Below are 26,282 nucleotides of genomic sequence, written 5' to 3'. Positions count from 1 at the left end.
CGCGCGACGTCCGCACGAGGGCTGAGGGCGGGGACCCGGCCGCGGGCCCGCTCGGTGGGACGCGCTTCCACGGCCGGGAAAGTCCCTGACGGACCGCGTCAGACGGCCCGGGCAGCCACCAGCCGGTCGCCGGGGATCCCGGCCAAGTCCGGCGCGTAGTACTCCTTGATGCCGGCGGCCCAGGTAGCCACGGTGATGCGGTCCTCGGCGTCCGGACCGAAGGCGTCGAAGAGGGCGTGGATGTTCGCCTCCTCGAAGCCGATCGCCGTCATCAGCGATACGAAGAGCGGGCGCTCGATCCGGCCGTCGCCGTCGGGGTCGCCGAGTACCGAGAGAGCCTCGGCGAACTCGGCGACCGTGGGACCGAAACGCTCCGGGTCGAGTACGAACGGACGGAACTCGTCCACGGTGATCACACCGTCGCCATTGGCGTCCAGATCAGCGGCCAGTGTCGTCCAGTAGCGGCGGAACGCGGCCTGGATGGCGGCCTTGGCGCCGTCGTCCGAAGCAGCCGCCGCTTCCAGAACGCGGCCCGTCATCAGGTCGAAGTCGTCGGAGTCGATGACCCCGTTGCCGTTGGCGTCGAAGAGGGAGAAGACCAGCTCGACCCGCTTGGCGGCCTCATCTCGCATTTCATCACCTGTCTTCTGCGACCCGATATTCCGGGCCTGGGCCAATGAGGACCTCTACTCAGCCGTGTTGGGCCACATAAACCTCCAGCGGCCTCGACTGCCCTTCCCAACCCGGTGCGTGTAGCGGCCATGACCCATATAACCGCCACGACGGGCCGCAGGCTGTCGATCTTCGCTTCTGGTGACAGATGGACTGCCGAATGAACGTATGTGATCGAAGCGTCCCGCTGCCGGTGGATTCTCATCGAGATCCGCGAGCCAAGTGATCACCAACTGCGTCCGGAACTGGTCGCCAGGCGTTGTTGCTGGACATAGCGGGAACCGTCTGGAAGGCGGGGCGGTGGCCTGAAGACGGCCTTGGCAAAGCCGGGTGAGATGGGAGAATTGCGCTTGTCAGGGCCATGCCGAAATGTGCGGTAGGTCCCACCCGGTTCCGACTCCTCGTAGGAGGAAGACGTGAGCACCGAGCGCACTACCCCCCTCAGACGTACCGCCCAGCGTTTCCGGCGGCCCATCACCGCCCTGACCGCCCTGGCCGTGCTCGCGCTGCCGGCCGCACTGGGGCTGGTCGGCCCGCAGACGGCGCAGGCCCAGCCGCGGACGTTCAGCGCCACCGAACTCGCGGCGGCAGGCGACGCCGTCCTTGCCGCCGACATCGCCGGAACGGCCTGGGGGGTCGACCAGGCGACCGGCACCGTCCTGGTCACGGTGGACGAGCGCGTGTCGGCCGCCGAGATAGCCGGGCTGCGCAAGAGCGCGGGAGCACAGGCCGACGCCCTCACCTTCGAGCGCACCGCCGGCACCTTCCGGCCGCACCTCCAGGGCGGCGAGCCGGTCTGGGGCACTGCCGGCCGCTGCACCGCCGGTTTCAACGTACGGGTCAGCAGCGCCGACTACTTCGTGACCGCGGGCCACTGCACCACCGGCTTCCCCACCTGGTACACGAACTCATCGCTCACCACGCTCGTCGGCCCGACCGCGGGGAGCAGCTTCCCGGGCAACGACTACGGCATCGTCCGGTACACCAACCCCGCGGTGCCCCGGCCGGGAACGGTCAACTGCAACGGCACGATCATCGACATCACCGGCCCCGCGACCCCCGCTGTCGGCCAGAGCGTCTCGATGGCCGGCAGCACCACCGGCTGCCACGGCGGCGGCATCACCGGCCTCAACACCACCGTCAACTACGGCGATTCCATCGTCAGCGGGCTCATCCGCACCACCCTCTGCTGCGAGCCCGGCGACAGCGGCTCCCCGGTGTTCACCCTCACCGGGGACGGCACGACGGCGCTGGCCGTCGGGGTGGTCTCGGGCGGCTCCGGCAACTGCACCTCAGGCGGCACGACCTTCGTCCAGCCGATCAACGAGATCCTCGCCGCCTACGGCGCCGTCCTCACCTGAGGGGAGCTGCCGGACCGCAGAGACTCGGCGCCCCTGGCCGCCGGAGGTGAGCACTTCTCTCACCCGCCCCGCCCGCCCCGCCCGGCACCGGGCGGGCCGGGTGAGCTTGTGGAGCCCCGCCAGGTGGTCCGCGATCATCTGGGTTGAAGGGCGCGGCGTCAGCCGACCACCTGGACGCCGGGGATGTCCAGCCGAGTAATGGGTGTGCCGTCCGGGTTGTGGCAGCCTTCGTATCTGACCCGTTCGAGGTTCCCGAACCTGGAGAAGGCGCACTGGTCGGCCGAGAAGACGCATTGGTAAAGCTGTAGATGCTTCAGAGCAGGTGGGCCTCCACGCGCCTCCGCAAGCCACTCGCTCACATTGCCCCCGACCAGGGTCAGGTTCGTGACGCCGGTCAGGCCGTCGAGTTCTCGTAGCGGATGGACCGCTCCGGAGTGCGCGTAGTTCACCGTCAGAACAGCCAAGTCGGTGAGGCCGGTCAGCAGGCTCAGATCGGAGTTGTCGTCTACCGTGTGCAGGCCGAGGAGTTCCAGTCTGGACAGCAACTCCGAGGCTCTCAGGTCGGTAGCCTCGGAACATCGGAGTGTGAGAGATCTCAGCCTCGGGAGTTCATCGAGATCTTGCACCCCGGTCAACCGTGCCTCGCCGTACAGATGGACCGCTTCAAGGCCAGGGTGTGTGCGGAGCGGAGACAGGTCGCATTCCGGCTCCAGCCGGCTCATGACCAGGTGGCGTAGCGGTGGAATGCGTGCGAGGAAGGCGAGGTCGCGTGTAGGGATGCGGACTTCGAGAAGACTCAGCGAGTGCAACCGATGTACGGCGTTGAGCTGACCGGAGTGGCTGACCCACACGTAGCGGCCGGGCAGTGGCAGGCAGTTCAGAACGTGCTCGGCGTAGGCGTTCGGCTCGAAGTAGTCCCATGCGTGGATGAGTTCCTCGATGACCTCACCGCGCCCGTCCCCTGCATACCCCTTGAGGAGCTCCAGCGCCTCCGCGCCCCCGATGAGCGCCACCGTGCGCACCGTCTGCACCCCTGCCTTCGTGCTCAGCTCATCGAGCGACCGCGGCAGCCGGCGTAACAGGCCCGGCCCGACGGCGGCCAGCGCCGGTGGGTCGGTGGGCCGGCGTGCGGGGAGCAGCGCGTTGACCGCCCGGTCCAAACGCTCCCCGAGCTCTTCCGACATCGACGGCATCGTCTCCTGGCAGGCCGCTGCCAGCAGCCGCAGCGGGCGGGTGTGGCGGGGTTCGTCATCCGCGCGGTCGAGGATGCCGTTCAACAGCTCCTCCCGCTGCCGGGTGTTGGCGTGGCCTGCGGTCATGACGACGGTCTCGCGCCAGAGGTCCAGATGTGCACGGCTGATCAAGTTGCCGATGTGATCCTCCTCGGCGGCCTCCTGCGCGGCGAGGTATTCCTGGAAGGTGCGGTGGACGAAGTCCAGGCGTCCCTCCGCCGGGGAGCGGAGGATGCCGGAACGCTGGCGAAGCTGATCCAGGAGCCGGCCGCCGTCGATCCCGTCGAGATGCCGCAGCGACTTGAGCGTTGCCGTGACGTAGTCGGCGGCACGTTCCAGATGGATCTCGCTCCGGTGGTTGTCGGAGAGCTTCCAGGCGAGATGCCGCAGGATAACGAGCTTGTCGCCCAGTGAAAGCGTGGCATCCACCGCGCTCGGCACGTTGCGCTCCACGTCGCGCTCGTGGACCAGGGTGTGCAGGGCATGGCGGTAGAGCTCCATGCGGTCCCGGGGGAGTTGGCGGCCCTGGCTGAGGTGCATGGCGCAGAGCATCGCCGCCAGTAGTGGCGTGCTCGCCAACTGATGCAGATGCGGCCTCTCTTGGAGGTTGGCGAGCAGCGACAGCTCGTAATGCGGCAACTCGTCGACGTCGCAGGGGAGGTCGTCGCCCAGCTCGCGCACCGCCTGGTGCCACTGGCGTACGAACGCCGCCAGCTCCGCGGGAGTCATACGGTCCAGATGGACGGCGGTGAAGTCCTCGCGGCGCAGCCAGTCGGCGCCGGCCGCCGCCGGGCGGGAGGTGACCACCACCCGGATCTCGCCGTACGTCCTCAGCAGGCGGCGCAGCCACTCCCGCATCGCCCGGCGGTCCCGTTCCAGGAGCTCGTCCACGCCGTCGACGAGCAGCAGCACTCCGCCGCCTTCGAGCTGCCGCTCCACCCACCCGCGGGGCATCACCCCGGTGATGGTGCCCGCGACGCCGTCGAGCATGTCCTCCAGCCGCGGCGGCGTCCGGCCGCCGTACTCGCGCAGCTTGACGAAGATCGGGGTGAGGCCGTTCCACGAGGCCAGCTCGCCGGTGAACGCCCCGCGCGCCGCGGTGATGGCCAGCCAGCGCAGCAGCGTGGTCTTGCCGGAGCCGGCCTCGCCGCGCAGCAGCACCCGGCTACGGCCGCTGAGCGTGTCCTCGATGCCGCCGCGGGGGCTGCCGCTGTCCTCCCAGTAGCTCATGTCGGATCGCACCATCGGCAGCGAGCGGCCGGCACGCCCCCGCTCGCCCTCGTCGCCGCCGGCGCGCAGGCCGACGTACGCCACCGAGAGCTTGATCCGGGGCGCGGCGGCCCGGTCGGACGCCTGCCGGAACAGCTCCACCTCGTCCAGCTCCCGGCTGACCAGCTCCAGGTAGCGGCGGCGGAATCCGGCGTCCTGGTCGGTGCCCTCGGGGGCAAACAGCGAGCGGTCCGGGAGACGTTCGAGGATGCGCGCCACCCCGTCGCCGATCCCGGCGGTCCGGGCAAGGAGCTCGGCCGCGGCCCGCTCCTCGAAGGGCGGCAGGCTGCGCACGATACGGACGTAGTACTCGACGCACTCGGCGAAGAGCGCCTCGTACAGCCGGGTCTCCGCCTCGTTCAGGCCCGCCGGTGCCCGCGTGGAACGGGTGATCCGCCGGATCAGCTCCGCGGACCGGGCGTTCGCGGCCAGCAGCGCCTCGTCGGACAGGTCGGCCCTGGTGAGAGTGGTGCAGACGGCATCGACGACGGCTTGGCGCCCGCCCTCGTCGAGCTGCCGGAAGGCGTGGCCCAGACGCGGCTCCAGCCGGTCGTACACGGCGTCGGCGATCTTCTCGAACTGGCGGCCGACCTCGCGCCGGGGCCGCAGCCCCGACACCCGCGTCCGGAGCAACTCGTCCAGCCCCAGCCACCGCTCCTGCTCCCGCCGCCGACCGCCCAGCCACAGCCGCGCCGCCGCGGTGGCAACCGTCTGCCCCAGCCGTAACGCCGCCGCCTCCACGACCATTCGTCCCCCTCGTGGCAATATCCGACCGTGCTCTCAGGCGAAAAGCTCACCGGGGTTGCGCGCGGCCATGATGCGGCCGCCCCACCGCTCCGGCGACAGGGCACAGCCTCTGAGCAGATCTTAGGCGCGAACACCCCCGTCGGCATCGGCGATATCCAACGTCATCCACCCCCGGGAGAAGCGTTGATATGAACCCGGACTTCCGCCGGGCGCAAAACAGCTACCAAGTCGTTGACGGGCCGGTCATCCTGGACCTGGCGCGGCGACCGAGTTCGCAACCGCGGACTAGGGTGCCCGCATGTCACTGGTGGGTAGGGAAGTCCAGCAGGCGCGGGTTCAGCGCCTGCTGGCGGATGCGCGCGATGAACGCAGCGGGACGCTGGGACTGCGAGGCGCACCGGGGATCGGGAAATCGGTCCTTCTCGACCATGCTGTGTCGATCGCCGAGGCCGAGGGCATGCGGGTGGTCCGCGGGGCTGGGATCGAGTCCGACTACGAGCTGGCGTACGGCGGCCTGCACCAGCTCCTGCTTCCGCACTTGGATCGGTTGGACGAGCTGCCCACTCCCCAGGCGGCGGCGCTGCGTTGCGCTTTCGGCCTGGCCGAGGGAGACGACGCCAACCGGTTCCTGATCTCGGCCGGGACCCTGTCGTTGCTCGCCGATCTGGCCGAGGATTCCCCGCTGCTGTGCGTGGTCGATGATCTGCAATGGCTCGACCAGGGTTCCGTGGAGGCGCTGTTGTTCGCGGCGCGCCGCTTCGTGGCCGACCCGATCGCGCTGCTGTTTGCGGTGCGCGAGACGTCGGCGCCGTTCGTGATTGCGGGCGTCGAGGTCGTGGACCTGTCCGGCCTCGGCGCGCCCGACGCCGCCCGGCTGCTCGACGACCACGCACCGGACCTCGCCGAACGGGTGCGGACCAGGGTTCTCGCGGAGTCCGGCGGCAACCCCCTGGCGATCATCGAGCTCGGGTTGTCGCGGCTCGCGGCCGGCGATGTCGACGAGTCCGATCCGGCCGAGCAGGTCGGCCCGCTGCCGGTGACCCGCCGCGTGCAGGAGGCATTCCGCCACCAGATCGTGGAGCTCCCCGACCCCACCCAGCGCGCGCTTCTGGTGGCGGCAGCCGACACGGCGGCGCCCCTTGCGACGATCCTGCACGTGATCGAATCCCTCGGCGGCGCCGCCGGCGACCTGGCGCCCGCCGAACGTGACCGGCTGGTCCGGATCGACAGCCGGATCACGTTCCGCCACCCCCTGGTACGGGCAGCCGCGTACCAGGACGCGCCGCTGCACCGGCGGATGGAGGTGCATCGCGCGTACGCCGAGGCGCTGGGCGCGGACGCCGATGCCGACCGTCGGGCCTGGCACCTGGCTGCTGCCACCACCAAACCCGACGAGGCGGTGGCCGCCGAGCTCGAAGAAGTGGCGGAGCGGGCCTGGCACCGAGGTGGCGCGATGGCGGTGTGCGCTGCCTACGAACGCGCCGGTCGACTCAGCGCCGACCGGGAGCTGAAGGCCCGGCGTATCGCCCGGGCCAGCCAGGCCGCGTTCGACGCGGGCAAGGCCGACCGCGCCGCCCGGCTGGCGGCCGAGGCGCTCGCGCTCACCGCCGACACCGGCGTCCGGGCCGATGCCATCTACACCCGTGGCGCCGTGGAGTACGAACGCACGTCGCCGCGGGCCGACGCGGAGCTGACGCTCGAGGCCGCCGCGCTGGTGCGCGACACTGATCCGGAGCGCGCCGCACTCACGCTCTACGAGGCCGCGCACGCCGCCCGGCACGGGGCTGCGCACGACCTTGTGCGGCGTGCGGCGGATCTGATGCGCGGGTTCACCCCGCCGGTGCACTGGTCGCCCGTGGTCGCCGCCCTTCTCGGGTGGGCGCAGCTTTTCGCCGGACGTCCAGAGCTGGCCGTTGGCCCGATGCGCGATCTCCACAGCGCCACACGCGGTGGCGGGCACGACCTGATGCATCGCATCACCGCCGGGTTCGGCGGGCTCATGATCGCCGACGAAGACGTCGTCGTCGACGGGACCGAGGACATGCTGGCCGTGGTGCGGACCAACGGGGCGCTGGGGTGGGTCCCGTACACCCTCAACGTGCTTGCCGTGGCGCGGCTGTTGCGCGGCGAGTTCGCGGACGCCCGCGCGTGTGTGGCGGAAGGCGTTTCCGTGAGCGACGAACTCGGGAACAGGACCGAGAGCCTGGCCCACCGGTCGGTGGAGGTGTGGTTGCACGCCGTGTCCGGTGACGAGGCACGCTGCCGGGCTCTCGCCGAGGAGGTGCTCCCGCGATCCCGGGCCCGGCACCGGGTCAACGCCGAGATCGCGGCTTGGGGTCTCGGGATGCTCGACCTTTCCGCCCGGCGGTTCGGGGACGCGTTCGACCAGCTTGAGCAAGTGTCCCGGGGACCTGCGTGCCGCGACGTCCTGGTGCGGGCGGTGCCGGATCTGGTGGAAGCAGCCGTGCGCGGCGGCATGCCGGACCGCGTCCACGAACCGCTGGCGGCTTTCCGGCACTGGGCTGAGCACGTCGACCGCCCGGTCGCCACCGGGCTCGTCCTACGGTGCCGGGCCCTGCTGGCCGACGACGGCGACGCCGAAGCGCTGTACGCCGAGGCGCTGCGGCTCCACGAGCAGCACGGCGGCGCCTACGAGCGCGCCCGCACCCGGCTGGTCTACGGCGAGTGGCTGCGGCGCCGTCGTCGCCGTGCCGAGGCCCGCGGCCATCTCGCGACGGCGGTGTCCGCGTTCGAGCGCCTCGGCGCGCAGATCTGGGCCGAGCGTGCGCGCGGCGAGCTGGCCGCCTTCGGGGAGCGGGTCGATGAGCCACAACCCAGCGGCCCCCTCACCCTGTTGACCCCCCAGGAGCTACAGGTCGTACGGCTGGCCGCCGGCGGTCGGACCAACAAGGAGATCGCCGCGCAGCTCTTCCTCAGCCCACGGACCGTCGGCCACCACCTCTACAAGGCGTACCCGAAGCTCGGGGTCAGCGGGCGCGCCGAGCTGGCCCACCTCGTCCAGCGGCCGACGGCACCGGTCGTCGGTTTCCCGGACACCAGTCACGATGACTGATACGTCAGCGGTGAGCCCCGCCTAGCGTTTCGTGCATCAAGGCAGCGGCCGTCGGCCGTACGACGAGGAGACGACAATGACGAAGTACTTCCTGAGCCTCCCGCACGACTCCGCCGAGGAGCCGACGATGGAGGACATGGACCCCGCGGAGCTGCAAGAGGTCATCGCCGCGGTCGGCGCGTTCAACACCGCCGTTCAGGAGGCGGGCGCGTTCGTGACCGCCGGCGGCCTCCAGCCACCGTCGAGCGCGACCACGGTGGACTACTCCGGAGACAGCCCCGTACTCACACCGGGCCCGTTCGTCGAGGCCGATGAGTACCTCGGTGGCTTCTGGATCATCGAGGCCGAGAACGACGACGTCGCGATCGAATGGACCAAGCAGGCTTCGCGGGCGCTGCGCAGCAGGATCGAGGTGCGTGCCCTCCAGGAGGAACCCGGCGCCTGACGATCCGCGCCGCGGTTCCGGAAACCGCACAGATCATGTTGGCGGGTGATCGACGCAACCTGGTCGGCGCCGCGGAAGCGGCGCCGACCGAAGCTCCCGCGGACAGGCCTGGCATCGGGCCGTACCCGTGTCTCTCCCGGACTGGGGGCGGGGGAGCGGTGACGAAAGCCGCCGGCATCCCGGTGCTGTCCGGTAGAGCATCGAGGCCGGTGTCAGGCGGTGGGGGACCGGGGGCGGCCCTGCGTCAGCTCTTGATCGCGCCCTGTGTGATGCCGTTGACGAAGCTGCGTTGGAACACGAGGTAGACCACCACGATCGGGGCGATGACGATCAGGCTGGCGGCGGCGAGGAGGGGGATGTTCGTCGAGTACTGGCCGACGAAGAGCCCGAGGCCGGTCGGCGCGGTGCGGCGGTCCGGGTCCTGCATCATGACCAGCACGAGCAGGAACTGGTTCCAGGACCACATGAAGTACAGGACCGACAGCGTGGTGATCGCCGGCCACGAGATCGGCAGCAGCACCCGCACCAGGACCGAGAGATCCCGGGCGCCGTCGATGCGCGCCGCCTCGACCAGCTCCTTGGGAATGGCGGAGAAGTGCGCCTGCATCCAGTACACGCCGAACGGCATGAACAGCGCCACCTCGGCGAAGATGATGCCGGTGTACGAGTCGGTGAGGCCGATCTCGCGCAGGTTGTAGTAGAGGGCCACCACCACGAGCTCCACGGGCAGCGTCAGCCCCAGCACGAACCCGGCGGAGAGCGTTCGGTTCCCCCACGCCTTGAGTACGGTCAGTCCGTACGAGGCGAGCGTCGCCAGCGTCACCGCCAGCGGCACCACGCAGACCGCGATCAGCAGGCTGGACCGCATGAGGTTGCCGAAGTTGCCCCGCTCCCAGGCTTGTTCGAAGTTCCCCCAGGACCAGTCGCCGGGGATGCTCAGCCCGCCGACCTGCTCGCCCTGCGGGTGCAGGGCCGCCAGCACGATGCCGGCGAACGGCAGCAGCACCATGGCCGCGAGCGCGACGAGGACTCCGTAGCGCAGGCTGGTGCCCCGGGCCGTCACGCCGCTTCGGGCGCGTGTGCCGGGGGACTTGGGCCCGGGCCGGGCGCTCACACCGCCGCTCATGCTCGACTCCTGTCCCTGGCGAGATATCGGATGACGCTGACGATGGCGACGACGAGCACGGTCAGCACGACGGCGAGCGCGCTGGCGCCGCCGATGTCCCCCTCGTTGAACGCCAGTCGGTACACGAGCAGGGCGGGCACGTTCGTCTGCCCCACCGGGCCGCCGTTCGTCGTGACGAAGACGAGGTCGAAGCTGGCCAGGGCCGCGATCGTGGTGATGACCCCGGCGATCGTGATCTCCTGTCGCAGCCCGGGCAGGGTGACGTGGCGGAACTGCTGGAACGGGCCCGCGCCGTCGAGGACGGCGGCCTCGTAGAGCGCCGTGTCGATCTTCTGCGCGCCGGAGAGGAAGAGCATCATGCACAGTCCGCTCATCGTCCAGGTCCCGATCAGCCCCAGCGCGATCAGCGCCAGGTCGTAGTCGCCGAGCCAGGGCCGGGTCAGCGAGCCCAGGCCGACGAGGTCGAGGAGCTGGTTCACGGCGCCGGACTCGCTGTAGAGCCAGCGCCAGGTGACGCCGACCGCGACCAGCGGCAGCACCTGGGGGAGGAAGAAGACGACCCGGAAGAACGTCATCCCCTTGCGCACCTTGCCCAGCAGCAGGGCCGTCATGAGCAGCCCGACGACCACCGGCACGAACGAGAAGAAGACGATCAGCACCAGGCTGTGCAGAATCGCCTCGTAGAGTGCCTCGTCCTGGAAGATCCGCGTGTAGTTGTCGAACCCGGCCCAGGTCGGCGCCAGCACGCCGTCCCACTCGAAGAAGGACAGGCGCAGCGTGTTCAGCGCTGGCCAGATGGCGAACCCGAGATACACGCCGAGCGCCGGCAGCACGTACAGCCAGCCGCGCCACCGCCGCCCGCGCCCGGGCGCGCGGCGTGCGCGCCCGGTCGCGTCGCGGCGCCCGCCGCGGGCCTTTTCGGCCCTCGGAGGGGTGACCGGCGTGCTCAGGTCATGAGCCATGGTGCTCGTTCCACGACTCCTGGAGCGAGCGCAGGAAGTCGTCGGGGGTGGTCTTGCCGTTGATGAGCCCCTGGATGCCGGGCGTCAGCTTGTCGATCATGCCGGGGGAGGCGAAGTCGGGGAACGGGACGATGCCGTCGGCCTGCGCCACCGGCGCGAAGCCGGTCGCGATCTCGTTCCGTACGCCCTCGGCGCCCAGCTCCGCCTCGGTGTCGACCGGCATGAACCCGGTGTCGAACTGGATCTTCGCCGCCTCCGGCGAGCTGAGGTAGTCGAGGAACGCGGCGGCCTCGTTGGGGTGCTCCGACTTCGAGGAGATGGCGTACGCGACGCTGGCGCCGGAGGCGACCTCGGGCGTGCCGCCCTCGGGGGAGGGCATGAGGAAGAAGCCGACGTCCTCGCCCATCTCGGCCTCCAGTGCCGCGGCGGCCCAGTTGCCGGTGACGAGGAAGGCGTTCTTGCCCGAGGCGAAGTCCGCCTGCGCGTCGGTGTCGGCCTTGGCGTTCGCCGACTCGCGTGCGTAGCCCTCGTCCACCCAGCCGGCGAGCTTCTCGGCGGCCTTGCGCGCGTCCTCGTTCTCGATCGTGGCGCCCGGCTTGCCGTACACCCAGTCCCGGTAGGAGTCGACGTCGCCGGTGACGTCGAGCAGCGCGTTCCAGAGCTGGAAGCCGCCGACCTGGAGCGCGCCCAGACTCAGCGGGGTCTGCCCGGCGTCCTTCACCCGCTCCATCGCGTCCTCGAACTCCGCCAGCGTCCCGGGCACGTCCTGCACGCCCGCGTCGGCCAGGGCCGACTTGCTGTAGAACACGCCGAGCACGGAGAGGGCGCCGGGAGCGGCGTAGAGGCTGCCGGTGCCGAACTGCTTGGCCGACTTGTCGGAGCTCAGCACCTCCAGGCTCGCCGGCGGGAACTTGTCCTGCCACCCGTACGCCTTCGACCAGGGGCCGAGGTCCTGGATGAGCCCGGCAGGGACCAGGGAGTTCATCGCGCCGGGGTTGTACTGCGCGAGGTCCGGCGGGTTGTCCGACGACATGCCCAGCTTGATGGACTTGACGTAGTCGTTGAACGGCGTCTGCTGGGTCTTGATCGTGACGTTCGGGTGCTTCTTCTCGAAGCCGTCGATGAGCGCCTCGGTGGGCGGGTCGTCGGTGAAGGCGAGGGTGAGCGTCACGGGGTCGTCGGAGATTTTCGTCGACGCCTCGACGTCGTCGTTGGTGTCCCCCTCCGCTCCGCCGCTTCCCGCGCAGGCCGTCAGGGCGAGTGCCGCCGCGGTACCGAGCGCCGCGAGCGCCTGTTTCCGGGCTGGTGCCGTCATCCGCATGACAGTCCTCCTCTGTGTTCCGCTGTCTGCTGTCTGGTGCTGCCGGACACCGGCGCCGGGCGGCGTCGGGGCGGGGGCGTGTGGGTGTGGCGCGTACTCAACGGGCCTCCTGGCGGCCGCCGGGCACGAGGCCGAACTTGGTCCGCTCGATCTCGTCCAGCGAATGGTGCAGCGCGCCGTGGACGACCGCGTCCTCCCGCAGCGTCGAGACGGCGAGGGCCGGCTGGTCGAGTTCCTGATCGGACAGATGCCCGCGGACGGCGGCGAGCAGCGTCTCGCCGCACCGGGCCATCGGTCCGCCGATGACCACGAGCCGCGGGTCGAGGATCACGCGTATCGCCGCGACGCCCTTGGCGAACCGGCGGGCGACCACGTCGAGCGTCTCCAGGGCCGCCGGCGTGCCGTCCGTGACGGCGTCCAGCACGGCGTCGAACGCCCGGTCGCCCGCGGCGTCGAGGCGGTCCAGGAAGGCGTCGTCGCCGGCGCGCTCCGCGGCCGCCGCGGCGAGCCGCACGATCTCCGCGCCGCCGACCCAGCCCTCGAACGGGCCGAGCCCGTGCGGATGGCGGGCCGCGCCGGCGGGTCCGGTGGCCGGCTCGTCCGCGAACAGGTCGAGGAACCCCAGGTCCCCGGCGTCGTTGGAGGCGCCGCGGTGGAGTTCGCCGTTCAGCACGATGCCGGCCCCGACGCGCTCGCCCCAGTGGACCATCACCAGCGAGTCCTCGCGCCGTTCGGCGCCGCGCCAGCGCTCGCCCTGGGTGGCGAGCTTGACGTCGTTGTCCAGGTAGACCGGGCAGCCGAGGGCGTCGCCGAGGCGGCGTACGAGGATGTCGCCGCTCAGCCCCGGCATGCTCGGGATGAGCCTGATGACGCCGGTCGCCGGGTCGACGATGCCGGGCGCGCCCACCGAGGCGAACCAGACGTCGCCGGGCGCGATGTCCGTAGAGGCCAGCGTCCGCGCCACCGTGTCCAGCAGCGACTGCACGGCCGCTTCGCCGCTCATCCCGGCGCCCAGTTGCACCACCTCGCCGGCGGCGACGGCTCCGGCCAGGTCGGAGACCGCGACCCGCAGGTCCTGCGGGCTGACCGAGAGGCCGAGCACGTACCCCGCCTCCGCCCGGAAGCGGACGAGTTGCGCGGGCCGCCCCGCCCGGGCGGAGCTGCGGTCGAGGGAGCCGAACTCGACGAGTCCCTCCTCAACCAGGGCGTTGAGCGAGCGGCTCACCGCCTGCCGGGACAGACCCACCGCCTTGGCCAGCGCGGAGACGCTCATGCTGGGCTCGGTGCGCAACTGCCGCAGGATCGCGGCGGCGTTGACCTCCCGCATGAACCGTGTTCCGGCGGCGACCAGCTGGTCCCCCATGACACCCCTCTTCCGGCACCCCTGCTTCGAGCAGGTGAACGATGTGGCGGGTACGCTAGCAGATTAATTATGATCCGTACGTAACTAATTCATCAAGGAGCTGACGTGCGATGCCGACCGCAGACGACGAGCAGGCGACGCCGGAGTGGGCGGTGGCCGTTCGCGGCCTCGCCGAGCGGGTCCTCGGCCCGCGGGCGGCCAGCGCCGTCCGCTTTGCCCCGCTAGACGGCGAGTTGCGGAGTTATGTGTACGAAGCGGACGGCGGGGTGCTCACCGTCTCCGCGACGGACGGGGTCAGCGCGTCCGTCGGGCTGCACCACTACCTGCGGGAGCGCTGCCGCCTGACCGTGGGCTGGGACACCGAGCTGCCGCTGCCCGTGACGTCCCTCCCGGACAGCCCGCGGCGGCACGGCCAGGCGCGCGTGCGGGAGGGCTACTACCTCAACTTCTGCACGTTCAGCTACACGACGCCCTACTGGGACTGGCCCGACTGGGAGCGCGAGATCGACTGGATGGCGCTCCACGGCATCACCATGCCGCTGGCCGTCACCGGCCACGAGGCCGCGCTGCACACCGCCTACTCCCGCGCCGGCCTCGACGACCACACGATCCGCGACTTCCTCGGCGGGCCCGGCTACCTGCCGTTCCAGTTCATGGGCTGCCTCGACGGCTTCGCGGGGCCGCTGCCCGCCTCCTGGCTCACCCGCCACCGCGACCTCGGCGCCCGAATCCTTCAGCGCGAGCGCGCTTTCGGCATGACGCCCGTGCTGCCCGCCTTCACCGGGCACGTCCCGCGGGCGCTCGCCGCCTCGGCCCGCGCCCACCGCCGCGGCTGGCAGGGGTTCGACACCTGGGTACTCGACCCGGCCGACCCGCTGTACACCCGGCTGTGCACCGAAGTCGCCCGCGCACAGGCCGAGTTGTACGGCACGGACCACCGGTACGCGGCCGATCCCTTCATCGAGATGATCCCCGTCGACGCCGACCCGGCCTTCCCCGGCGCGGTGGCGGACGCGACGCTCGCCGGGCTGCTCGCCGCCGACCCGGACGCGGTCTGGATCATGCAGGCCTGGCCGTTCTCGTACCAGCGGGACTTCTGGACCGACGACCGCGTCGCCGCCTTCCTCGACGCCATCCCCGACGACCGCATGGTCGTGGCCGACCTGTGGGCCGAGTACGACCCGCAGTGGGAACGCCTCGACGGGTTCTCCGGCAAGCCCTGGCTGTGGTGCGCGCTGCTCAACTTCGGCGGCCGCACCGACCCGGTCGCCGACCTGCACGGGGTGCCCGCCGCGGTGGACGCCGCCCTGGCGTCGCCGCACCCGCCCGCGGGACTCGGCCTGGCCATGGAGGCCACCCGCAACAACCCCGTCTTCTTCGAGCTGACGGCCGATCAGCTCTGGCACCGTGCGACCGACGTCGGCGTATGGCTCGACGACTTCGTGGACCGGCGCTACGGCGGGCGCGGCGACACCGGCACCCTGCGGGCCGCCTGGCGGGGCCTGCTGGACACCGTCTACGACGCCCGGGGCCTGCGGATCTTCCCCGAGCAGTACAACGGCATCATCACCGCCAGCCCGTCGTACGCGCCCCTCCACGGCGGGCTGGCGGAGCTGCGCGCCGACGTCGCCCGCACCCTCTGGTACCGGCCGGCCGCGCTGGCGGCGGCCTGGGAGCGGCTCGTCGAGGCGGCCGAGCACGACCCCGGGCTGACCGCCGGACCGCTGGGGCACGACCTCGTCGAGACGGGCATCGCGTTCATGGCCCGGGTCGCCGACCGGTACCACCTCGACGCCGTGGCGGAGTCCGTCCGCCGCGACGCCGGCAGCGGACCGCACCTCGACCGGTTCCTGCGCGTCTTCGACGACCTGGACCGGATGCTCGCCTGCCGGCCCGAATACACCTTCCGCCACTGGGAGTCCAAGGCGCTGGCCTGGGCCGACGGGCCCGCCGACGCCGACGTGCTGCGGGACAACGCCCGCCGCATCGTCACCATCTGGGGCGCCGCGGCCGGCGGGAGTCTCGACGACTACGCCGGCCGGCACTGGAGCGGACTCGTCGGCGGCTACTACCGCGACCGCTGGGCACTGTGGGCACGCGGCCTCGACCGGGCGCTGGCCGAGCCCGGCGGCGTAGCCGCAGAGCGCGAGTTGCAGGACGAACTGCGCCACCGCGCCGAGCAGTTCCTCCGCGACGGCCCGGCACCACCTCCCGCCGGCCTCGCCGGCCTCGCCGCCGAGTCACGCCGGCTGTTCACCGCGTACGCGAAACAGGCCGACGCGCTCGCCCAGCCGCCGACCGACGACGACCACGCCCACGACCGACGAGGAGCACGATGACCCCGGCCGTACCGCCCACCGAGCGCCGCAACCCCCGCACCGCCGACATCGACACCCTGCCGACCCCCGACCTGCTCCGGCGGCTGCACGACGAGGACGCCCGGGCCGTCACCGCCGTCCGCCCGGCCACCGCCGAACTCGCCCGGGCCGTCGACGAGACGCACCTGCGGCTCGGCCGCGGCGGGACCGTGCACTACTTCGGCGCCGGCGCCTCGGGGCGCCTCGCCGTGCTCGACGCCACCGAGATCACCCCCACGTTCGGCGCCCCGCGCGACCTGTTCACCGCCCACTTCCCCGGCGGCCCCGCCGCCCTCGCCGACTCCTCCGTCGACCGCGAGGACGCCGACGCGCTCGGCGCCGCCGACGCCGCGGCCCTCGGCGAGGCCGACGTGGCGATCGGCATCACGGCCTCAGGCTCCACGCCCTACGTCGCCGGCGCACTGCGCGTCGCGCGTGCCGCGGGCGCGCTCACGGTGCTGGTCACCTGCAACCCGCAGGCCCCGCTGCTCGATCCGGCCGGCATCGGCGTCGTCGCCGCCACCGGCCCCGAGGCACTGACCGGCTCCACCCGGCTCAAGGCGGGCACGGCCACCAAGGTGATCCTCAACTCGTTCTCGACCGCGCTGATGATCAAGTCGGGCCGTACGTACGGCAACCTCATGGTCGGCCTCGTCGCCACCAACGCCAAGCTCCGCGAGCGCGCCGTCGCCCTGCTCGTCGCCGCCACCAACGAGGACGAGGCGACCTGCCGCGCCGCGCTGGCCGAGGCCGACGGCCGGCTGCCGGCGGCGCTCGTGCGGCTGCTCACCGGCTGTCCGCCGGAGCAGGCGCACGCCGCGCTCGCGCGCCACCCCGGCGTGCGGGCGGCCGTCGCGGCGCTGAGCGGGAACACCCGATGAGCGCAGACGGCTTCGCGGGCGTCGACGTCGGCGGCGGCGGGATCAGGGTACGGATCGAGGGCGGCGCAGGGCGCGCGTACGGGGAGGACGTGGCGCCCGTACCCCGGGCGAACGGCCGCGTCGACCTCGACCGGCTCGCCGCGCGCATCGCCGACATCGTCGCCAGCGCGGCGCCCCCCGGCCCGCCCGTGGACCGTCTCGCGGGCATGGCCGTCGGCATCACCGGGCTGCCCGGCCTGGTCGGCGAGCCCGGCGGACTCTGGCACGCGCTGCGCGGGCGGTTCGGCATCGGCGCACTCGTCGTCGCGGGCGACGCCGTGACCACGCACGTCGGCGCGCTCGGGTTCGAGCCGGGCGTCGTCATCGCCGCCGGCACCGGCGTCATCGCGCTCGGCACCGACCTCGACGGCGTCTGGAACCAGACCGACGGCTGGGGCCACCTGCTCGGCGACCACGGCGGTGGCGCCTGGATCGGCAGGCAGGGCCTGCACGCGGCGCTGCGCGCGCACGACGGCCGGCCCGGCGGGTCGACCGCCCTGCTGGAGCGCATGACGGCCCGCTTTGGTCAGCCCCTGGACCTCGTCGCCCTCGTCCACGAGGGGAACTCGGCGGCCCATCACCTCGCCTCGTTCGCCCCATCGGTCAGCGACGCGGCATGCGCCGGGGACGTTGTCGCCGCCCGGATCTGGACCGAGGCCGGCCGCCACCTCGCCCAGACCGCGGTGGCCGCCGCGACCGGGCTCGACCCCGTCTTCTCCTGGGGCGGCCGCCTTTTCGACGCCGCCGACCTGCTCATGGAGCCCTTCCGCAGCACCGTGCGCACCCTGCTCCCCGACGCCCGCTTCACCCCGCCGCGCGGCACCTCCGCCGACGGCGCCCTGGCCCTGGCCCGGGCGGCGTCGGCGGGGACGCTGCAACCGCACTTTCCGTACCTGTACGTCTTCTCCGCCGACCGGACGCCGACGCGGTGAAGCGCGGCCGCCCAGCAGCTTATGACGTCCCTTTCTCGCCCGGGTTTGTGGTCGAGAGGCTGGTGGGTGGTTCGAAGGTAACGCCGGGAGCGCGGTGCCCCGCTGTGGTCGGCGAAGGCGGCAACGGCCGCTTTCGTTGTTTCAGCGGCGGCTTGCCGCTCGCCCGGCAGGCCGATGCCACCCGCTTGTGGCCGCCGGTGCCTCTTAGGATCGGTGGACCGGAACAACGATGGGGGCGGGGCACGGGATGAAGCGCGCGACAGGGGCACTGCTGGGGCTGGCCATCGGGGATGCCATGGGTTTCCCCACCGAGTTCAACACCTTCGCCCAGATCGAGGCGAAGTTCGGGGAGTGGCGTTCGCTGCCGCTGCCGGTCTCCTCGGGTACGGCTTATGTCACCGATGACACGCAGATGACGCTCGCCCTCGGCGAGGCACTGCACACAGGGCTGGCCGACGGCCCGCTTACCGCCGTGCGGATGGAACCACCGGTCCGGACGCATTTTCTGAGCTGGTATCACTCGCCGGAGAACAACCGGGCCCCCGGGGACACCTGCCTGCGTGCGTGCGAGGCGCTGGAGGAGGGCGGGGCCTGGCAGCGGGCCAGCGTGGTGGGGTCCAAGGGCTGCGGGGCGAACATGCGGGTCGCACCGCTCGGCCTGATCCCGGGGCTGAGCGCTGAGCAGCGCTCGGGCGCGGCCCAGTTGCAGTCGGGCCTCACCCACGGGCACCCCACCGCGCTGGCAGCCAGCGACTTGACCGCGCACACCGTCCACCTGCTGGCCCAGGGCACGGCCCCGCAGGGCCTGCTGCCGCAGCTGCGCGCGTACGCGGAGGCGAACCGGGCCGTCTACCGGGCCGACTGGCTGGGCGATCTGGCCGAGCACGCTCAAGATCCGGATCGGATCTCCTTCATCTCCCGCGGCTGGCAGGAGTGCCTGGCCGCCCTGGACCGGGTCGGGGCCGCGCTGCCGGATGCCGATCCGGACGCCGACCCCTGCCTGGCCACCGGCGAGGGCTGGATCGCCGAGGAGGCGTTCGCCACCGCGCTGTTCTGCTTCCTCCAGCACCCCGACGACCCGCCGGCCGCCGTGCGCCGCGGCGCCTACTCCAGCGGCGACTCCGACTCGATTGCCGCGCTGGCCGGGGCGTTCGCCGGCGCGTGCCACGGGGCGGCGGCCTGGCCGTCGGAGTGGGTCGAGGTCATCGAGTACCGCGAGCGGCTGCTGGCGCTCGGTGCGGCCTGGGATCAGTAGCCAAGCAGGAGCCGGGACCGCCGCGCTCAGGGCGAGCGCAGGGAGGATGCCGCCGCAGGGGGACCGCTGCACCGGCGGCGCCGCCGGGAGGCTGAGCACGCCGCGCAGCGGGGCCCGCCCAGCCTCGGCCGCTGAGCCGGGCAAGGGGTCCCGTCGAGAGCCTGGGCCCGCCGAACAGTACGGCTTGCACGCCGGTGAACCCGATCAGACCGATCGGCTCGTCAGTGCTGTGCGGGTCTTCGCCGCGTACACGGACCCAGCGATCAGCCGATCCGCCGAAACGGCCCGGGACGATGGTCAGGTGACCGCGGCTCGCGCCCGGTGTCTGCGGACGGCGTCGCGGTTGGCGCAGCGCTGGGAGCAGTAGCTCTGTCGTCCGGTGCGCGAGGTGTCGGCGAAGGCCGTACCGCACCCGGTCGCTGCGCAGCGCCCGAGCCGGTGCATGCCGCGACCCGCCAGATGCAGTGCGGTACCGACCGCGAACAGCGTGAACAGCAGGGAGCCGGGCGGCTGTTCCGCGTCCCGGTAGTGCAGATGCCAGCCGGTACCGGCGTGGGAGGTCAGCCGCGGATAGGCCGCGGCCTCGGCCAGCATCCGGTTCAGCAGATCGGCGCGCTCCTGCTCCCCGGCGGCGTCGACGACCCTCTCCCAGGCGTCGAGTGCGGCCTGGGTGCGGCCGAGATCGTCCGACGTCACCGGGTGCTCCAGCATGAGCCCGGCGGCGCGGCAGCGGTCCGCCAGCCCCTCCGCGCTCTCAGGCCGGTGGTTGGCCAGCTCTGCGGCCAGGTGCACCGCATCCTCGCCGTAAGGGTTGAGTTGCATAAGACCATTACACCAGTGTGGTCGGCATGACGCCAACCGCCCGACGCGCCGGACCCCTGTTCCGCGACCCGTGGAGCTATCGATGGTTCGTGCTGGGCATTGCCACCTTCACCCAGGCCGCGTCCGGTTTCTTCGTGGGCGGAATCGGGGCGCTCGGCGTCCATTTCCAGAGCGCCCTGGACTTGAGCACGGCGCAGCTCGGTCTGCTGGTCTCAGCGGCCCAGCTCATGCCGCTGGTCGGGCTGCTGGTGGCCGGCGAGCTACTGGACCGCTACAACGAACGCTGGGTGGTGGGGATCGGGGCCGGCACGGTCGGGCTGGCTCTGGGCGCGGGGAGCCTGGCGCCGGGATACACGGCCCTTGTGGTCGCGCTGTTGGTGGTCGGCACGGGATACAGCACCGTCCAGCCGGGTGGGAGCAAGTCGGTGGCGTCTTGGTTCGACGCGTCCCAGCGCGGCTTCGCCATGGGTATCCGGCAAGCCGGGCTGCCGCTGGGTGCGGCGCTCGCCTCCGCCGTACTCCCACTCGTCGCTGAGGAGTTCGGCTGGCGGGCGACACTGTTGACCGGTGGCCTCGTCGCGCTGCTTGGAGCCGGCCTCTTCATGGGCTGTTACCGCCGGCCACCCGCACGGCCCACCCGGCAGAACAAGGGACCGTCGGCACCCCTCCGCGCCCGGCTGAGAATGCTCCGTGAACCGTCCACGGTGAAGATCATGCTGTCGGGAACCAGCCTGATCTCGGTGCAGTACGGCGTGGGCATCCTGACGGTGCTCCACCTCCACCAGGCGTCATCGATCGGTGCCGGGCAGGCGGCCCTGGTCCTGGTGGCCTCCCAGGGTGCGGGCGTTGCGGGCAGGATCTGCCTGGCCGCCTGGAGCGACCGGAGCAGGTTCGGGCGCTATGCCATCGTGCTGGTCTGCATGGTCGCCGTGATCGCCGGGGTGGCCGTGCTGATGACGCCGGCCGGGAGGGCACCGGTCGTCGCTTCTGGCGTCTTCGTCTGGCTCGGCTTCTTCGGCTACGGCTGGTACGGCCCCTGGGTCGCCTACGTCACCGAAGCGGCCCCACCGGGCAAGACCGGCTTCGCCCTGGGACTGGCCATGTCCGTCAACCAGATCGCCATCGTCACGATGCCGCCCGTACTAGGCCTGCTGGTCGACCTCACCAGCAGCTTCACCCCAGCCTGGGCGCTGCTGTGGCTGCTGACCGTCGCCGCCCTGGCGGTCACAGCCCAGTCGGAGCTCCGAACCCGCGGACAGCCTTAACCACCGCGGCTCGGCCTGACTCGGAGCAGTATCCCGCCCACGCCGGGGTGCGGCAACGAGGTCAAGGGGCTGCGCCTCACGCGCTCGCATCGACGGTTCTTTTGCGCGGTGACGATGCGTGGGATCGTCACCAGGCCGGGAGAAGGCCGTGACTGCAAGCAGGCCAAGCGCGCCGACCGACACCTCGCCGAACGCGAGGGCAGCTCGTACACCGCCGCCCGCCGCCGACTGGGCCAGCAGTCCCCGCGCCCGGAACCCGAGGCCGACTGGGCCGAGGCGGTGGCCGACCGGCGCGTCGACATCGATGACGACCGGCGGCTCTACCTCACCCTCGGCAAGGACGACGACGACCTGGACGACGACGAACGGCGCTGGTTGCTGGGCTGGATCGATACCCGCGGCTGGCTCAGGCGAGACGGCGGCCGCGCGGTTACGATCGACTACGGCCTGTCCCAGCGCGCCCTGCTCGCTGTTTCCGACCGTACGGACGACCTCGTAGAACTCGTCGGCCGCCGGGTCGCCGCACTCGCGCACAGCGGCCCGCAGGCCCTCGACGGGCTGACCGTCCGCGCGGTGGTCCGCCAGGCCGTCCACGACGTACGCACCACTCCGCCGGCGCCCGCTGAACCGCCGGCGGACCCCGCCCTCGCCGCGCTGGCTGGAGCGGCGGCGGACTCCGTTCTCACCGCGCTGCGCGCCGCCTTCGACCAGATGGCCGCGCACGCGCACCAGATGGGGGAGCTGCTCCTCGAAGTCGCCCCCGGCTACTTGTCCGACACCGAGGCCGCCGACGTCCTGGCGCCGCTGTGCGGGCAGATCGGCGAAACCCTCCACAACGGACTCGCCTTTTCTGATATCTAGTCCGCATACCAGTGCTTCTCCCACGCCGTTGATCGTCTGCATGCGGTGCAGAGCTTGCTCTTCGAAGCGAAAGTGATTCAGCTCTACGCCCCGTACAATCTCGTCCGAGCCGCGGTAGAGGCGGCTGCGGAAGGAATATGGCTCCTGGCATCTGCAAGCCGCAGTGAGCGGGTTCGCCGATGTCTGAAGCGGGCGTATGAGAACGTCAGACAGGATAAGGACTTTGCGGGCTTGATAGGGATCGATACATCGGGTAGGCCGCATCCGATGCGAGTTCAGGAGATCAGAGACCTCGCCGGGAAGTACGGCCTGGACCCCGGACCCCGGGGGCTGCGGTCTGCAGACAAGGGCTTCTTCCGGCGCGTCGCACGGGTAGAAGCCAATGTGAGCAAGCCCCTCCCTGATACTGCTCCGGCAGCCGAAGTTTCATACAGATCAGGCTGCTCAGTTCGACGATGGACGTTGTGCCGGGACGACTTGAGGTTGACGTCGAACACCCAACGCGCGCCGAGCCTGCGGTGCTGCACCAATGCAGGACGTGCTCATCACCTCCGGAAAGCAGGTCGTCGTCTGAGCCCGACCGGCCGTACGGGAGCCTGGTTCAGGCTGGCATATCCGGCGGGTTCTTCGCGCGGGCGTGGCGTGGCTTCCGCTGGCCCGGGGTTGCTCGGACCGGTGTCGTCTCGGGCAGCAGCGTTGAGGTACGCATCCAGGTGGCTTTGTTCACGAGAATGGGCAGCAGATGTTCACGGCTATGGGCGGCACATCGGCGTTGTCCAGTTCGGTATTCACGGCTCCCAGCGACACAGCTGGGTGAGGTGAGCGCAGGGTGAAGGTGGTGCCTGCCCCTCCGAGGCGGACACTCCTTCACCGTGTGGCCGACTCAGACGCAAACGCGTACCGGATGAAGGTGGCGGCGGGGTGGATGTCCTCGTCGGCGTCGCTGGTGAGGGCTTGGCTGCTCCGGCTGCGCGGGCGCTACGCGCGGCGCCGGGCAGAGTGGCGGGTCGCCAGGGCGGTGAGCAGCACCAGTACCGCGGCCAGCGGTGACAGTGGGCCCGCGCCGAAGCCCGCCAGCGCGATGCCGCCGAGGACCCCGGAGAGCGAGATCGCCAGATACAGCGCCGACTGGTAGAGGGAGGCGACGACGGAGCGGGCGCCTGGCGCCAGCACGATGATCTCCTGCTGCTGCGGCGTGGTGATGGCGAAGGAGAGGAACCCGACCACGACGATCGCGGGGATCGCGGCAGCCGCGCTGCCCCGCAGGGCCGGGACCGCCAGCAGCGCCACGCCCAGCAGCGAGGTCGTGACCACGATCACCCGGGTTGCGCCGAGGCGGTCGGCCAGGGTTCCGGCGGCCAGGTTGCCCGCGGTGCCCGCGGCCCCGAACACCAGCAGGAAGACCGCGAGCAGCCCGCTGTCGCCGCCGGTGGCGGGCTCGTAGACGGCGCTGAGGTAGGTGTACGGGACGTAGACGCCGGTGAAGACCAGGAGTGTCCTGCCCAGCGCGGCGAGCACCCCGCGGTCGGTTAGGGGCGCCAGCCGGACCCGCAGTCCCGCGCCCGCGTCGCCGGCGATCGCCGGCAGCCGCACGGCGACGACGACGGCCGCCGCCACTCCGGCGAGCACGAGGAACCACAGCGTCGAGCGCCAGCCGAACGCGCCGCCGATGACCGTGCCGATCGGCGCGCCCAGCACGAGGGAGGACGTCAGCCCGAGCATCACGACGGCGATCGCCTTGCCGTGGTGGTGCCGGCCGGCGAGCGTGGCTGCCGCCGCTGTGGCGCTCGCGGTGTAGAGCGCGGCGCCCGTGGCGGCGACCGCGCGCGCGGCGAGGACGAGAGGGTAGCTCGGCGCGATGGCGGTCAGCACGTTGCCCATGGTCAGCGCGGCCAGCGCGACGACGAGAGCCGTGCGCCGGGACCAGCCGGCGGTGAGTACGCCGAGCACGGGTGCGCTTACGGCGTACGCCAGCGAGAACACCGTCACCAGTTGCCCGGCCGCGGCGACGCTCACCCCGAGCGATTCCGCGATGTCCGGCAGCACACCGGCGATGACGAAGGCGTCGGTGCCGACGGCGAACGTGCCGAGGGCGAGCACCGCCGCGTGCGAGCGCCAGCGCGGGGAGACGCCGGGCTCGGTGTCGGTTGGGGGGCTGGAGGCCGGTACGGGTGCGGGGTCGTCGGGCGTGGCCGGCGGGGCTTTGCGGGACGGGCGTGACAAGGTCGCTCCTCAATTCGGTACCGATCGGTTCCGTTCCAGGACGGTACTGATCGGTACCGCCTTACGTCAATCCCGGGTTACCATCGCCGCATGCCCACACGAGCTCGCGAGCGCCTGATCGAGGCGGCCAGAGACCTCTTCTTCGCAGAGGGGATCCACGCCGTCGGCGTGGAGCGGCTCCTGCGCGAGTCCGGCGTCGGCAGGGCATCGTTCTACCGCCACTTCGCGAGCAAGGACGAACTCGTCGCGACCATGCTGCGCAGCTACGACGAGGAACTCAGGATCTGGCTTCGCCAGGTCGTCGAGGACGCCGGCGGCGACCTGCTGGCGATGTTCGACGGGCTCGCCGACAGGATGGCGGCGTCCGGTTACCGCGGCTGCGCCTCGATCAACACGATGGTCGAGATCGCAGACCCGGACGACCCCGCACGCAAGGTCGCCGTCGAGCACAAGCAGGCCATGATCCAGGAGCTGCGCCGGCTCCTCGGCGCACCGCCGGGCGCCGAACTGCCCGAGCAGCTACTGCTGTTGTTCGACGGCGCGCTCGTCAGCTCCCTGCGGGAGCGCAGCCCGGCACCGGCTCGGCGGGCGCGGAAGATCGCACAGGCGCTGCTCGCCGCCTAGGTCTTGTCCGGTCGATCACGTGCGGAGCCAGATGGTGAGGGCTGCGGCGGTTGCGGTGCCGAGGTAGACGTAGCCGCGCTTGTCATAGCGGGTGGCGATGGCCCGGGACTGTTTCAGGGGGTTGATCGCCCGCTCGACGGTGTTGCGTTTCTTGTAGCGGTCCTCGTCGAAGCCTGGTGGCCGTCCGCCGCGTGAGCCTTTGCGCAGTCGGGCGGCCTGGCTGTCGATCTTTTCCGGGATCGTGTGCTGAATGCCCCGGCGCCGCAGATACTCGCGGCAGGGTCCGTTGCTGTAAGCCGATAGCAGACAAGGCCAGGGGACCCACCGGAAGCCGGCTAGCCTGAGTTGCCCCGGGGCAGGCGCGCAAGTCCGCAGCAGTCCATCCACCACCGGGGAGACGCACTGAACTTCCCGGTGCCACCATGGTGCCCCAGACGCACGACTTCGCCAGCACCGGAGCAACTGCCCCCCCGTGACCACCACACTGATCGGGCACCCCGAGCCCGACCCCCATCTGAACGACCCCGCCGCCGAACGACGGCTCCTCGGGGCCATCTTTCCTTACCCGTCCACCGGGGACCATGTCATCGCCGTGGCCACGGCAGCCGACTTCACCAATGACCGGCGCCGCGCCATCTTCCAAGCCGCGGTTGCAGTAGTCGGCCGCGGCCACCCCTGCGACCCCGCCCACGTCGACGCCGAACTCGCACACCACACCAGCCCTCCCGCCGACCCGGTCACGAGGGATGATCTCCACCAACTTGCCGCCTACGCACCACCCGAGCAAGTTGCTGCCTACTACCTCGCGATTGTGCGAGACCTAGCAGCACTGCGACGCAAGCCGCCCCCTGCTGGCCCCGATGTGCCACCGAAAGCAGGGGCAAGGCCCCCGGGGGCGCCGCCGATGCCGATGCGGGGCTTCCTCATCGATGACGACTGAAGACCTGCTCCCAGTGGTTTCGGCCGCGCTCCAGTCCACCGCCACCCGCCCCTTCCCCGCCTCCCCGGCCGCGCGGATGCGGTTCCTCGTACGGGCGGAGCAGGGCTCCACCCGCCGCGCCGCGGCCCGCCTCGGCTGCTCCCAGCGCCACAGGTCGAGCGCTACCTCGCCGGACAGGCCCGCCGACCCACTCCGCGTCTGGCTGCCGCGCTGGAGCGCGAGGTCCGCAGCCTCGGCTTCGATCTTGCTCATGGCCACCTCCATCGAGGCGTGATCAGGTTCCGACCCAGGCCGGTAGATCGAGTGCCCGAAGTTGCGGTGGCCGACGTCGCGGACCGTGGAGTTGAACCGCCGCTCGCTCATCACCTGGTGGATGACCAATTTGCCCCGGCGGCCAGCGAAGTGCTGGAGCAGGAACTGCGGGATGAAGTGGTGCTTCTTGGCGTACGCCGGCATGCGGGGGACCTTATCTGGGTCTCCTGTCGCGCCATCTGCGCCAGCACGCTTCCGAT

General features: G+C 71.4%; 21 protein-coding genes. 11 read left to right on the top strand and 10 right to left on the bottom strand.

Annotation, left to right across the window (positions count from 1 at the left end; all coding sequences use genetic code 11):
• Positions 1-98: 98 nt before the first annotated feature.
• Positions 99-632 (bottom strand): EF-hand domain-containing protein, encoded by a 534-nt coding sequence (locus tag QBL21_RS17545; protein ID WP_407563142.1) that lies wholly within the window; start codon positions 630-632, stop codon positions 99-101.
• 456 nt (positions 633-1,088) lie between these two features.
• Here QBL21_RS17545 and QBL21_RS17540 point away from each other — a divergent pair, with 456 nt between their 5' ends.
• The gene (locus tag QBL21_RS17540) at positions 1,089-2,033 is read left to right on the top strand and encodes a S1 family peptidase (protein ID WP_407563141.1); all 945 of its coding nucleotides are present in this window, start codon (positions 1,089-1,091) and stop codon (positions 2,031-2,033) included.
• Positions 2,034-2,191: 158 nt separating this feature from the next.
• Here the strand turns inward: QBL21_RS17540 and QBL21_RS17535 are convergent, their stop codons facing one another.
• The gene (locus QBL21_RS17535; RefSeq protein WP_407563140.1) at positions 2,192-5,281 is read right to left on the bottom strand and encodes an NACHT domain-containing protein; all 3,090 of its coding nucleotides are present in this window, start codon (positions 5,279-5,281) and stop codon (positions 2,192-2,194) included.
• Positions 5,282-5,579: 298 nt separating this feature from the next.
• Here QBL21_RS17535 and QBL21_RS17530 point away from each other — a divergent pair, with 298 nt between their 5' ends.
• Positions 5,580-8,354, top strand: a complete 2,775-nt coding sequence (locus QBL21_RS17530; RefSeq protein ID WP_407563139.1) for an ATP-binding protein — start codon at positions 5,580-5,582, stop codon at positions 8,352-8,354.
• A gap of 76 nt (positions 8,355-8,430) precedes the next feature.
• Complete coding sequence (locus QBL21_RS17525; protein WP_407563138.1) at positions 8,431-8,799, top strand: YciI family protein; 369 nt, start codon at positions 8,431-8,433, stop codon at positions 8,797-8,799.
• 244 nt (positions 8,800-9,043) lie between these two features.
• On the opposite strand, the gene QBL21_RS17520 is transcribed toward QBL21_RS17525, so the two are convergent.
• The 4 genes from QBL21_RS17520 to QBL21_RS17505 all read right to left on the bottom strand — a co-directional run bounded on the left by QBL21_RS17520 (position 9,044) and on the right by QBL21_RS17505 (position 13,571).
• On the bottom strand, positions 9,044-9,925 hold the full coding sequence (locus QBL21_RS17520; RefSeq protein WP_407563137.1) for a carbohydrate ABC transporter permease: 882 nt from the start codon (positions 9,923-9,925) through the stop codon (positions 9,044-9,046).
• A complete protein-coding gene (locus QBL21_RS17515) occupies positions 9,922-10,887 on the bottom strand; it encodes a carbohydrate ABC transporter permease (protein WP_407563136.1) in 966 nt (321 codons plus the stop codon). The genes QBL21_RS17520 and QBL21_RS17515 overlap by 4 nt, the downstream gene beginning before the upstream one ends.
• Positions 10,877-12,202, bottom strand: coding sequence for an ABC transporter substrate-binding protein (locus QBL21_RS17510; RefSeq protein WP_407563135.1), 1,326 nt, complete (start codon positions 12,200-12,202; stop codon positions 10,877-10,879). The genes QBL21_RS17515 and QBL21_RS17510 overlap by 11 nt, the downstream gene beginning before the upstream one ends.
• Before the next feature lie 103 nt (positions 12,203-12,305).
• Entirely contained in the window at positions 12,306-13,571 is a 1,266-nt protein-coding gene (locus tag QBL21_RS17505; protein ID WP_407563134.1) for an ROK family protein, read from the bottom strand.
• A 110-nt stretch (positions 13,572-13,681) separates the two neighbouring features.
• Here QBL21_RS17505 and QBL21_RS17500 point away from each other — a divergent pair, with 110 nt between their 5' ends.
• From QBL21_RS17500 to QBL21_RS17485, 4 genes are all read left to right on the top strand, one after another.
• On the top strand, positions 13,682-15,910 hold the full coding sequence (locus QBL21_RS17500) for an alpha-N-acetylglucosaminidase TIM-barrel domain-containing protein (protein WP_407563133.1): 2,229 nt from the start codon (positions 13,682-13,684) through the stop codon (positions 15,908-15,910).
• A complete protein-coding gene (locus QBL21_RS17495; RefSeq protein WP_407563132.1) occupies positions 15,907-16,809 on the top strand; it encodes an N-acetylmuramic acid 6-phosphate etherase in 903 nt (300 codons plus the stop codon). Before QBL21_RS17500 ends, QBL21_RS17495 begins: the two co-directional genes overlap by 4 nt.
• Positions 16,806-17,780 (top strand): N-acetylglucosamine kinase, encoded by a 975-nt coding sequence (locus tag QBL21_RS17490; protein ID WP_407563131.1) that lies wholly within the window; start codon positions 16,806-16,808, stop codon positions 17,778-17,780. The genes QBL21_RS17495 and QBL21_RS17490 overlap by 4 nt, the downstream gene beginning before the upstream one ends.
• 247 nt (positions 17,781-18,027) lie before the next feature.
• The gene (locus tag QBL21_RS17485) at positions 18,028-19,035 is read left to right on the top strand and encodes an ADP-ribosylglycohydrolase family protein (protein WP_407563130.1); all 1,008 of its coding nucleotides are present in this window, start codon (positions 18,028-18,030) and stop codon (positions 19,033-19,035) included.
• A 297-nt stretch (positions 19,036-19,332) separates the two neighbouring features.
• Here QBL21_RS17485 and QBL21_RS17480 read toward each other — a convergent pair whose 3' ends face one another.
• Positions 19,333-19,857 (bottom strand): CGNR zinc finger domain-containing protein, encoded by a 525-nt coding sequence (locus QBL21_RS17480; protein ID WP_407563129.1) that lies wholly within the window; start codon positions 19,855-19,857, stop codon positions 19,333-19,335.
• 26 nt (positions 19,858-19,883) lie between these two features.
• Here QBL21_RS17480 and QBL21_RS17475 point away from each other — a divergent pair, with 26 nt between their 5' ends.
• Both QBL21_RS17475 and QBL21_RS17470 read left to right on the top strand, forming a co-directional pair.
• Positions 19,884-21,122, top strand: a complete 1,239-nt coding sequence (locus QBL21_RS17475) for an MFS transporter (protein ID WP_407563128.1) — start codon at positions 19,884-19,886, stop codon at positions 21,120-21,122.
• A gap of 108 nt (positions 21,123-21,230) precedes the next feature.
• Positions 21,231-21,983: a hypothetical protein gene (locus tag QBL21_RS17470; protein ID WP_407563127.1), complete on the top strand. Its 753-nt coding sequence runs from the start codon at positions 21,231-21,233 to the stop codon at positions 21,981-21,983.
• Between the two features lie 978 nt (positions 21,984-22,961).
• Here QBL21_RS17470 and QBL21_RS17465 read toward each other — a convergent pair.
• The gene (locus QBL21_RS17465) at positions 22,962-24,206 is read right to left on the bottom strand and encodes an MFS transporter (RefSeq protein WP_407563126.1); all 1,245 of its coding nucleotides are present in this window, start codon (positions 24,204-24,206) and stop codon (positions 22,962-22,964) included.
• 90 nt (positions 24,207-24,296) lie between these two features.
• Between QBL21_RS17465 and QBL21_RS17460 the strand changes: the two genes are divergently transcribed.
• Positions 24,297-24,830 carry a TetR/AcrR family transcriptional regulator gene (locus QBL21_RS17460; RefSeq protein ID WP_407563125.1) on the top strand — a complete coding sequence of 178 codons (534 nt, stop codon included), beginning with the start codon at positions 24,297-24,299 and terminating at the stop codon, positions 24,828-24,830.
• A 15-nt stretch (positions 24,831-24,845) separates the two neighbouring features.
• Here the strand turns inward: QBL21_RS17460 and QBL21_RS17455 are convergent, their stop codons facing one another.
• On the bottom strand, positions 24,846-25,217 hold the full coding sequence (locus QBL21_RS17455) for a hypothetical protein (RefSeq protein WP_407563124.1): 372 nt from the start codon (positions 25,215-25,217) through the stop codon (positions 24,846-24,848).
• Between the two features lie 85 nt (positions 25,218-25,302).
• On the opposite strand from QBL21_RS17455, the gene QBL21_RS17450 reads away from it, so the two are divergent.
• On the top strand, positions 25,303-25,770 hold the full coding sequence (locus QBL21_RS17450; RefSeq protein ID WP_407563123.1) for a DnaB-like helicase N-terminal domain-containing protein: 468 nt from the start codon (positions 25,303-25,305) through the stop codon (positions 25,768-25,770).
• Here QBL21_RS17450 and QBL21_RS17445 read toward each other — a convergent pair.
• The gene (locus QBL21_RS17445) at positions 25,651-26,226 is read right to left on the bottom strand and encodes a DUF4238 domain-containing protein (protein WP_407563122.1); all 576 of its coding nucleotides are present in this window, start codon (positions 26,224-26,226) and stop codon (positions 25,651-25,653) included. The two genes, QBL21_RS17450 and QBL21_RS17445, sit on opposite strands and share 120 nt — an antisense overlap.
• Positions 26,227-26,282: the final 56 nt, after the last annotated feature.

This window comes from Streptomyces sp. 184, assembly GCF_045781775.1.
In the GTDB taxonomy this organism is placed as follows: domain Bacteria; phylum Actinomycetota; class Actinomycetes; order Streptomycetales; family Streptomycetaceae; genus Streptomyces.
This window is presented reverse-complemented; position numbering and strand designations above follow the sequence as displayed.

Coding starts and splice junctions, on each gene's coding strand:
- QBL21_RS17545 (WP_407563142.1), bottom strand. CDS start 632: ATGCGAGATGAGGCCGCCAAGCGGGTCGAGCTGGTCTTCTCCCTCTTC.
- QBL21_RS17535 (WP_407563140.1), bottom strand. CDS start 5,281: ATGGTCGTGGAGGCGGCGGCGTTACGGCTGGGGCAGACGGTTGCCACC.
- QBL21_RS17530 (WP_407563139.1), top strand. CDS start 5,580: ATGTCACTGGTGGGTAGGGAAGTCCAGCAGGCGCGGGTTCAGCGCCTG.
- QBL21_RS17525 (WP_407563138.1), top strand. CDS start 8,431: ATGACGAAGTACTTCCTGAGCCTCCCGCACGACTCCGCCGAGGAGCCG.
- QBL21_RS17520 (WP_407563137.1), bottom strand. CDS start 9,925: ATGAGCGGCGGTGTGAGCGCCCGGCCCGGGCCCAAGTCCCCCGGCACA.
- QBL21_RS17515 (WP_407563136.1), bottom strand. CDS start 10,887: ATGGCTCATGACCTGAGCACGCCGGTCACCCCTCCGAGGGCCGAAAAG.
- QBL21_RS17510 (WP_407563135.1), bottom strand. CDS start 12,202: ATGACGGCACCAGCCCGGAAACAGGCGCTCGCGGCGCTCGGTACCGCG.
- QBL21_RS17505 (WP_407563134.1), bottom strand. CDS start 13,571: ATGGGGGACCAGCTGGTCGCCGCCGGAACACGGTTCATGCGGGAGGTC.
- QBL21_RS17500 (WP_407563133.1), top strand. CDS start 13,682: ATGCCGACCGCAGACGACGAGCAGGCGACGCCGGAGTGGGCGGTGGCC.
- QBL21_RS17495 (WP_407563132.1), top strand. CDS start 15,907: ATGACCCCGGCCGTACCGCCCACCGAGCGCCGCAACCCCCGCACCGCC.
- QBL21_RS17490 (WP_407563131.1), top strand. CDS start 16,806: ATGAGCGCAGACGGCTTCGCGGGCGTCGACGTCGGCGGCGGCGGGATC.
- QBL21_RS17485 (WP_407563130.1), top strand. CDS start 18,028: ATGAAGCGCGCGACAGGGGCACTGCTGGGGCTGGCCATCGGGGATGCC.
- QBL21_RS17480 (WP_407563129.1), bottom strand. CDS start 19,857: ATGCAACTCAACCCTTACGGCGAGGATGCGGTGCACCTGGCCGCAGAG.
- QBL21_RS17475 (WP_407563128.1), top strand. CDS start 19,884: ATGACGCCAACCGCCCGACGCGCCGGACCCCTGTTCCGCGACCCGTGG.
- QBL21_RS17460 (WP_407563125.1), top strand. CDS start 24,297: ATGCCCACACGAGCTCGCGAGCGCCTGATCGAGGCGGCCAGAGACCTC.
- QBL21_RS17445 (WP_407563122.1), bottom strand. CDS start 26,226: ATGCCGGCGTACGCCAAGAAGCACCACTTCATCCCGCAGTTCCTGCTC.